We start from the raw sequence: 7,183 nt of genomic DNA, 5'->3' as shown, positions 1-7,183 counted from the left end.
CCTGGATGACGACACACGACATGAAGAAGGATCGCAGCGTGTCGGGCGACTGGCCTGCGCCACCATCCCCCCGTGATGAAACGATCACCCTGCCGGCAATTCCCGAAATCGCCGGGACAGCTTTTCATCTGCAGGGCAGCGCAGGTTCCGGTTCATCCGGTGACGACAGCGGGGGCGTTCTTGGGCAGGTATTCTTCGAGCACCACGTCGTTCTTTTCGATTATCCAAACCATGTGGTCCACTTCCTGCCCTCACGTCATCAGAGATCAGGGAAAGGAAGCGCGCTGCGCTTTCCTCATACTCTGAGAAACGAGGGGGAGTACCTCATGATCCGTCCCCCTTCAGGGACATGGCCGCTCACACCCATGTATTCTGGTGCAGGGATCCAACCCGGCTTGAATTGAGCAGATACCCACCAGAGGGCACATGATGGCCTTGTGACCTCTATCGAGGCATAACCCAGCAAACGACACGGGGCTGAAAGGCTGATTGTGCAAGGGCCTTGAGAGCGGGGGATAGAATACCAACATCTGTCTTGTTCAGAACAAGAGGATCAGGCTGATGGCAACGGGTTGGGCTCCCGATGGGGCCGTTCAGGATCAGATCGATGATACGATTGCCGATGCGGTAAGCCGTGCACGTGCGGCCATGCCGCATGGCGAGAGCTGCGCCGAATGTGTAAATTGCGGAGAGGACATTCCGACCGCTCGGCAAAAGGCACTTCCGGGTGTGCGGCTTTGCATCGATTGCCAGTCCGAGCGCGACAGAAGGCCGGTTTTTACAGGAATCAATCGCCGCGGGAGCAAGGACAGCCAGCTGAGATGAGTGTGGCAGGCGCCATACTGCATTCACTGGCGCGGTGTTCCTTCATTCGTCATGTAACGCGTGGGACCTTCTGCCTTGTCCTCCCACTCTGCGTTGTCTCGTGTCTTGCCGGAGAGGCTTTAGCCCAGGGGCAACCGGCACCGCCCGATTGCATTGAAGGCGCGGTCACCTTGCCGCTTCTGGGTGGATCGGGCGATTCACCGATCATCCCTGCCACGCTGAATGGCCGCCCCATCGCTCTGTATTTCTCTCATGGCTTCGACAAGCTTTATGTCGGGAACATGGACGGATTCGACACTTACGACACCCACCGATCCGGCATGATCACGACAAATGGGATCTACACTGACCCTCAGCCCATCATTCAGGCAGGACAGCTGGCAATAGGCCCCCTCGATATGGGAACGCCGGACATGATCCAGCTTGAGGATTATCCAACCCAGAAGATCGGCTCACGGCCTTTGATCGGGGTGATTGGGCGCGAAGCTTTCTCACACCTCGCCGTGCTGGTGGATATGCCCCACAGCGCCTTCGCACTGATCCGGTTCAGCCGTGATGCGGCGTGCCGCTCCGCGCCCGCCGCTCTGATCGGCGCTGGGGCACAGGCCCTGCCTTTACATGGAAAAGGGCTGATCCCGGTCAGCATTGATGGGGTGGCCCGTGATTTCGTGCTCGATGCCGATACACCGATCACGACGATACCGGCGATATGGCTCGACCCGGTAAAGGACGATCCTGCCGACCCGGCAGGAAATTCCGGCGTTGCGCTTTACGGCACCATTCATTCGTACCTCAAGCGCACAACCGTGAAGTCGATGCGTATGGGGGCGATATCACTTGATCACATGTCGGTCTATGCTCAGGACGATCTCGGCATGGGGTTGCTCGGAACCGATTTCTTCCAGAATCACATCGTCCTTTTTGATGATCCGGATGACCGGGTCTATCTGCTGCCCAGCGCACCGCTGCCTCAAAAACCGGGGGAAAACCTCCATTTCGACCGGTTTCGCACCGGTCGAACGAGCGTGGAGGATCTCTCAGGCAGGGCGCGTCGTATCGATCGTAAAAACCGGGCCGGTCAGAGCACAGGCGTCAGAAGCGGCTTGCCCTGAAAGAATGCGGCAAGGTTGTCGAATACCAGACGCCCCATCGCAGCTCGCGTCTCGAGGGTCGAACTCGCCCGATGGGCCTGAAGCACCACGTTATCCAGTGCCCAGAATGCTTCATCCATCCTGGGCTCCTGCTCGAAAACATCCAGCCCGGCACCACGAATGGCCCCGGTCTGCAAGGCCTCGAGCAATGCGGCCTCATCCACCACGCTGCCGCGTGCCACATTGATGAGGAAGCCGGTCGGCCCAAGCGCCTCGAGCATCTCACGATCAATCATATGGAAAGAGCGCGCGCCGCCCGAGACACACAGCACCAGCACATCGGCCCATTCGGCCAGAACGCGCAAATCTGGATAGAACGGGTATTGGGGTGTGTCACTCTGCTCGCGCGAACTGAAATAGGCGATGGTCATGTCAAAGGCGGCAGCGCGCTTGGCCACGGCCTTGCCGATGGCTCCAAACCCGGCAATGCCCAGCTTGCGCCCCTTGAGCGTCCAGGAATTTGGTACGGTCTCATGGCCCCAGCGCCCGGCGCGGACGAAACGATCACTGGTGGTGATGCCCCGCATCGTATCGAGCATCAGACCCATGGCCATATCGGCAACATCTTCAGTCAACATGCCTTGTGCCGTGGCCAGACGGATCTGTCGGCGGCGACATTCATCCAGGTCGATCCTGTCGTAACCCACGCCATTGACCGAGATGACTTTAAGATTGGGCAAGGCATCCATGATGGCGCGCGGCAGGCCACTGCCTCCACCAGTTGTCACGCCCTCTATCCGCTCAGACAGCGGCCCGAGCGCCTCCAGCGTGGTGAACTGATGCAGATGAAAAGGCGACCCAAGCTGCTCGTTGAAGCTGGCAGGCATCGGGTCGATCATCAGAATATCTGTCTTGGTGGCCATGATACGTCCGTCATGCGGGTTGCAGATCCTGCAACCCTAGGAAGAACCCGACCACTTTGTGCATCACCTTGGCGTGACGCAAAGAATACGCCGATGATGAGTCCACACGTGGCCGGTACGATCCATGCCAACGCGCTCAGCTGCGAAAAGGCGCACCGATGCGGGTTTCGACCGGGAAAAGCCCCTCGAAGGCAACACAGATTTCGGCCGGATCTTCGAGAAACAGCGTGCCCATGGTCGAGCCTGTCGTGACCACATCGCCAGCCTGGAGCGGACGTCCGCGTTCGATAGCGTGATTGGCCAGCCAGGTGAGAAGACGAAGCGGGTCGCCCGCCTTGTTGCCGCCTTTCTGATCGTAGCGCTTCTCGCCATTCACCAGCATGGTCATGGGCAGGGTGGTTGGTGTGAAGTCGCGCCACTCGGTAACGCCACGCCCGACCACCAGCACGCCATGGCTGCCCTGATCGGCCAGATGCGACAGATTATGCTGTGTATCGGGCGCAACGAAACGCGTATCGAGCAGCTCGATGGCAGCATGGATGGCGCCAATGGCGTCGGCCACTTCTTCCACAGTCCAAGGCGTATCACGCGCAGGCAGATCTTTCGCGAAGGAATAGGCAATCTCCGCCTCAACGCCATGAAAGCGGCAGAAGGACGGAGAAAGATCATGCCCGCTTTCGAACACCGTTGCCCGGTGCAGCGGTGCACAGGCTGGAGTCGCTGTGGGTGTGGCTGCGCCCACCTTCCATCCCACGATTTCCCCTTTGCCCGACGCGCTCAATGCACGTGCCACAACGTCCTGCACCGCATAGGCGGCCTTGGGATTGATGGGAACGATGGTCTCGGGGACGGTATGCAGCGGCTTGTTTGTGCGCCGGGCATCGAGAAGGAGCGAGGCCAGATGTTCATCCGGCGCTGTTTCCCGGGCGGTATCCTGTATCGAAGCGGTCATGAAATCGGTCATTTCCAGAACAAGGTCGTCAGCAAGATGGCATAGGTCGTCATGCACCATCCTTCCGTTCAGCCAGCCGAATGGGGGACAATCTGACCACAGGATCAAGATGACACAAATGTAAGAATTTGGCCATCTTTGGTTTTGAGTTCATGAATGCCCGAAAAGATTGCTTGTCCCGGTCTGTTCGGGTCGGTCGAGCGCGAGAGCCTGAAAAAAGCGCAGATCGAAGCTGCGGGAGACGACATGATGCGCTGCAGCAGTCAGGGTTGCGACCACAAGACATCCCGCTATCAGATACGTGCCGGGGGGAGAACTGGCGGTGATTTTCTCCACCAGAACGGTCGCCAGAGCGAAAGGGATGGCCATAACGACATTCCAGAACACGTAGCTCCAGACATACCCTTTCATCGCCTCGAAGCTGCGCCTAATCCGAAAACCTGCATGCCCGCTTTCCCACGCCACATAGCTCATCATGAGGCAGCGCACGATCAGCCAGATCCAGAAAGCGCCCAGCAGACACAGGAAAAGCATACCCCCTGCCTTCGCCGAAAAACCCGCGTTTCCGTTGACATAATCACTGAGGCTGGAGGCCACCAGCAGGGTCAGTACGGTCGGAAGGCCCTGAACGATCACGTTGACGCCCAGTGACTGCAATGCGCCCCGGTCCAGCCGCCAGAGGCTGACACCTTGCCAGGGTGTCAGACTGGCCCGGGTAACGGTGAGCGTCAGAAACCACATCGCGATCGTGTCGAGACCACCTAGCATCAGCGGCTCGAAATGCGCCGAGATGCCATGACCTGATATCCCGTCCGGCCAGTTCATCTGTCTGATCGCCGCAAACAGACAACTTGCGATGATCAGACCGCCTGACAGCGTCAGGACATCCGCGCGGTTGAGGAAGCCCAGTCGGAAACTCTCGCGCATGAGTCGGCCAGCGTCCGAAAAGGAGATCTTTTTCATTCCCGCAGATCCTGTTTCTGAAGGGCCCGGTAACGGGGAGAGGGAGTCACGAACGAAGATCGCTCAACACTTTTTCACGAGGGAGATAATTTCGCCCGGACACTAACCGGGCGGCAGGGTCATGGGGCGCAGGCGCGGTTTGCGCGCCTTGTTGACCAGCGTATCCAGCGCGGAGAGGAAGCGCGATCGGTCGGCCTTGCCAAAAGCAGCACCACCCGGCGTCATCATCCCTGCCGAACGCAGATCGGTCATGAGGTTACGCATGGCCAGCGCCATGCCGATGGCATCGCCATCGAGCACACGCCCCTTGGGGTCGAGAACATGCACACCTTTTTCGACACAACGTGCGGCGAGCGGGATATCGGCGGTGATCACGATATCATTCTCGACTGAACGCTCGGCAATCCAGTCATCGGCCACATCAGGGCCGGCCTCAACCACAACACGTTCGATCAGGGGGGAGTCAGGCAGGGCAATCATGCGATTAGCCACAACCAGCGTATGCAGGCCGTAGCGCCCGGCCACGCGATAGACCTCGTCCTTGACCGGACAGGCATCGGAGTCAATGAAGATACGGGTCATGCCGCTACTGTGCCGCAGCCCGGTCATCGTCGCAAATCCTGCGCGACCGGCCTTGACCCTGCCGCTATGAAAAAAGGGGCAGGGTTTGCTTACCCCCCCCTTTTCAGTCTCTCACAGCCTCACGAGGGCTGTTTTCCCCATGCCGCTCCGGCATGGGAAACCTGACGCAATCAATTGCCGTCATCATTGCTGTCGTCATCGCTGTCACTTCCGCCCGGGGCGATGGCAATGAAGATCTGCTGACCATCGCGCAGCACGCGCAGCAGAACGGGCTGCTTGTTCTTGAGCACACCACGCACAGCGGTCAGCACAGCGCGGGGGTTGTCGACGGCCGTGTTGCCAACACCCTGAATGATGTCACCCGGACGCACACCAGCCTGTTCGGCAGGTGACCCAGGGACAATCTGGCTGATCACCGCCCCCTTGACGGTGTCATCCACACCAAGCTGCTGGCGCATGTCACGCGAAAGCGGTGCGAGGGAAATACCGATCTTGCCGCCATTAGTCTGGCCGTTATCGTCTCCGGCGCTGGAATCCGCTCCCTCACCATCCTTGGGCATATTGCCAATCTTGGCGGTGATGGTCTGGCTCTTGCCGTCACGCAGGATGGTCAGCGTCGCATCCGTGCCGGGTTTCATCGAGACGGTATGCACGACCAGATCGTGAACGCTCTTGATCTTGGCCCCGTTCAGCGCTGTTACGACGTCACCGCTCTTCAGGCCAGCCTTGTCGGCCGGGCCGCCCTTGGTGACCTGCGCCACAAGAGCCCCTTCAGGCGGCGCCCCCGGCTCGCTCGGCTTCAGCCCGAGAGCCTGCGCCAGCGTGGGCGAAATGCGCTGCATCAGCACACCCAGATAGCCACGCGTGACGTGACCGGAGGTGCGGAGCTGGTCCACCACACTCTTGACCGTGTTGGACGGAATGGCAAAGCCAATGCCGATCGACCCGCCTGAGGGCGAGATGATGGCCGCGTTCACACCAATCACCTTGCCGTTCTGGCTGAAAAGCGGACCACCCGAGTTGCCATGATTGATTGGCGCATCGATCTGGATGAAATCGTCATACGGTCCGGCATTCAGATCGCGACCGCGCGCCGAGACGATACCCGCCGTGACCGTACCACCGAGCCCGAACGGGTTACCCACGGCCACGACCCACTCACCGGGCTGCACATTGTCTGAATCGCCCAGCTCGATGAACGGCAGCTTGCCGTTGGGCTTGATCTTGAGCAGGGCCACATCGGTCTTGGGATCACGACCCACGATCTTGGCAGGCAGGGTCGTGCCATCGTCCAGCGTGACCGAAACCTTTGTGGCACCGTTCACCACGTGGTTGTTCGTGACGATATAACCATCATTGGAGATGATGAAGCCCGAGCCGCGGGCCTCGACAGTGCGACGGGGCTGCTGCTGCTGCGGCATCATCTGGAACGGGAAGGGGAACGGGAAGGGCGCGCCCTGCGGCATCTGCTGGCCGCCACCGCCGCCGCCTTCTTCCTGCTCGGCCACATCGGCGCGGATGTGGGAGGTGATGGAAACGACAGCAGGCTTCACCTGCTTCACCAGATTGACGAAATTCGGCAGCGTCTGAAGCTGGGTCTGGGGCGTGATCGGCCCTTCTGCCCAGGCGGGAGACGAGGCACCAACCCCGATGGACAGCGCAGTGGCTGCAACCAGAGCCAGTGAACGGAATTTGCGTGAAGGCGTCAAACGAACAGGCATGGCGTCAGTCATGATCTTTCCAGCTTTGGCACCATCAGGGTGCGGTGTGATCAAGAGAACTTATGAACCGTCCTTCGGTTCGTCCAGAATAGGGGCGCGTAAAAACGTGGTAATCCGTTTCAGGAC

The 7,183-nt window shown here is 59.7% G+C and carries 8 protein-coding genes; 3 read left to right on the top strand and 5 right to left on the bottom strand.

Going from position 1 to position 7,183, the window contains the following annotated elements; all coding sequences use genetic code 11:
* The 3 genes from P792_RS0118575 to P792_RS26345 all read left to right on the top strand — a co-directional run.
* A partial coding sequence (locus tag P792_RS0118575) for a hypothetical protein (RefSeq protein WP_031240482.1) occupies positions 1-404 on the top strand: 404 nt, incomplete at its 5' end.
* A 157-nt stretch (positions 405-561) separates the two neighbouring features.
* A complete protein-coding gene (locus P792_RS26350; protein ID WP_023978315.1) occupies positions 562-825 on the top strand; it encodes a DksA/TraR family C4-type zinc finger protein in 264 nt (87 codons plus the stop codon).
* Positions 822-1,937 carry a hypothetical protein gene (locus P792_RS26345; RefSeq protein WP_023978314.1) on the top strand — a complete coding sequence of 372 codons (1,116 nt, stop codon included), beginning with the start codon at positions 822-824 and terminating at the stop codon, positions 1,935-1,937. The genes P792_RS26350 and P792_RS26345 overlap by 4 nt, the downstream gene beginning before the upstream one ends.
* Here P792_RS26345 and P792_RS26340 read toward each other — a convergent pair.
* The 5 genes from P792_RS26340 to P792_RS26325 form a co-directional block, all read right to left on the bottom strand.
* Complete coding sequence (locus P792_RS26340; protein WP_023978313.1) at positions 1,904-2,839, bottom strand: 2-hydroxyacid dehydrogenase; 936 nt, start codon at positions 2,837-2,839, stop codon at positions 1,904-1,906. The two genes, P792_RS26345 and P792_RS26340, sit on opposite strands and share 34 nt — an antisense overlap.
* Positions 2,840-2,975: 136 nt before the next feature.
* Positions 2,976-3,791 (bottom strand): 2-keto-4-pentenoate hydratase, encoded by an 816-nt coding sequence (locus P792_RS0118570; protein WP_081866889.1) that lies wholly within the window; start codon positions 3,789-3,791, stop codon positions 2,976-2,978.
* Between the two features lie 150 nt (positions 3,792-3,941).
* Positions 3,942-4,754 (bottom strand): hypothetical protein, encoded by an 813-nt coding sequence (locus tag P792_RS26335; RefSeq protein WP_023978311.1) that lies wholly within the window; start codon positions 4,752-4,754, stop codon positions 3,942-3,944.
* A 102-nt stretch (positions 4,755-4,856) separates the two neighbouring features.
* Positions 4,857-5,336 carry a YaiI/YqxD family protein gene (locus P792_RS26330; protein ID WP_023978310.1) on the bottom strand — a complete coding sequence of 160 codons (480 nt, stop codon included), beginning with the start codon at positions 5,334-5,336 and terminating at the stop codon, positions 4,857-4,859.
* Positions 5,337-5,506: 170 nt separating this feature from the next.
* Positions 5,507-7,069, bottom strand: coding sequence for a Do family serine endopeptidase (locus P792_RS26325; RefSeq protein ID WP_051395842.1), 1,563 nt, complete (start codon positions 7,067-7,069; stop codon positions 5,507-5,509).
* Positions 7,070-7,183 lie beyond the last annotated feature (114 nt).

This window comes from Asaia sp. SF2.1, from assembly GCF_000505765.1.
In the GTDB taxonomy this organism is placed as follows: domain Bacteria; phylum Pseudomonadota; class Alphaproteobacteria; order Acetobacterales; family Acetobacteraceae; genus Asaia; species Asaia bogorensis.
Note: the sequence above shows the minus strand (reverse complement) of the source record. Positions and strands in the feature narration are given on the sequence as shown.

What these genes read in the sequence shown, in the direction of transcription:
- P792_RS26350 (WP_023978315.1), top strand. Translation starts at nt 562, where the DNA reads ATGGCAACGGGTTGGGCTCCCGATGGGGCCGTTCAGGATCAGATCGAT.
- P792_RS26345 (WP_023978314.1), top strand. Translation starts at nt 822, where the DNA reads ATGAGTGTGGCAGGCGCCATACTGCATTCACTGGCGCGGTGTTCCTTC.
- P792_RS26340 (WP_023978313.1), bottom strand. Translation starts at nt 2,839, where the DNA reads ATGGCCACCAAGACAGATATTCTGATGATCGACCCGATGCCTGCCAGC.
- P792_RS0118570 (WP_081866889.1), bottom strand. Translation starts at nt 3,791, where the DNA reads ATGACCGCTTCGATACAGGATACCGCCCGGGAAACAGCGCCGGATGAA.
- P792_RS26335 (WP_023978311.1), bottom strand. Translation starts at nt 4,754, where the DNA reads ATGAAAAAGATCTCCTTTTCGGACGCTGGCCGACTCATGCGCGAGAGT.
- P792_RS26330 (WP_023978310.1), bottom strand. Translation starts at nt 5,336, where the DNA reads ATGACCCGTATCTTCATTGACTCCGATGCCTGTCCGGTCAAGGACGAG.
- P792_RS26325 (WP_051395842.1), bottom strand. Translation starts at nt 7,069, where the DNA reads ATGACTGACGCCATGCCTGTTCGTTTGACGCCTTCACGCAAATTCCGT.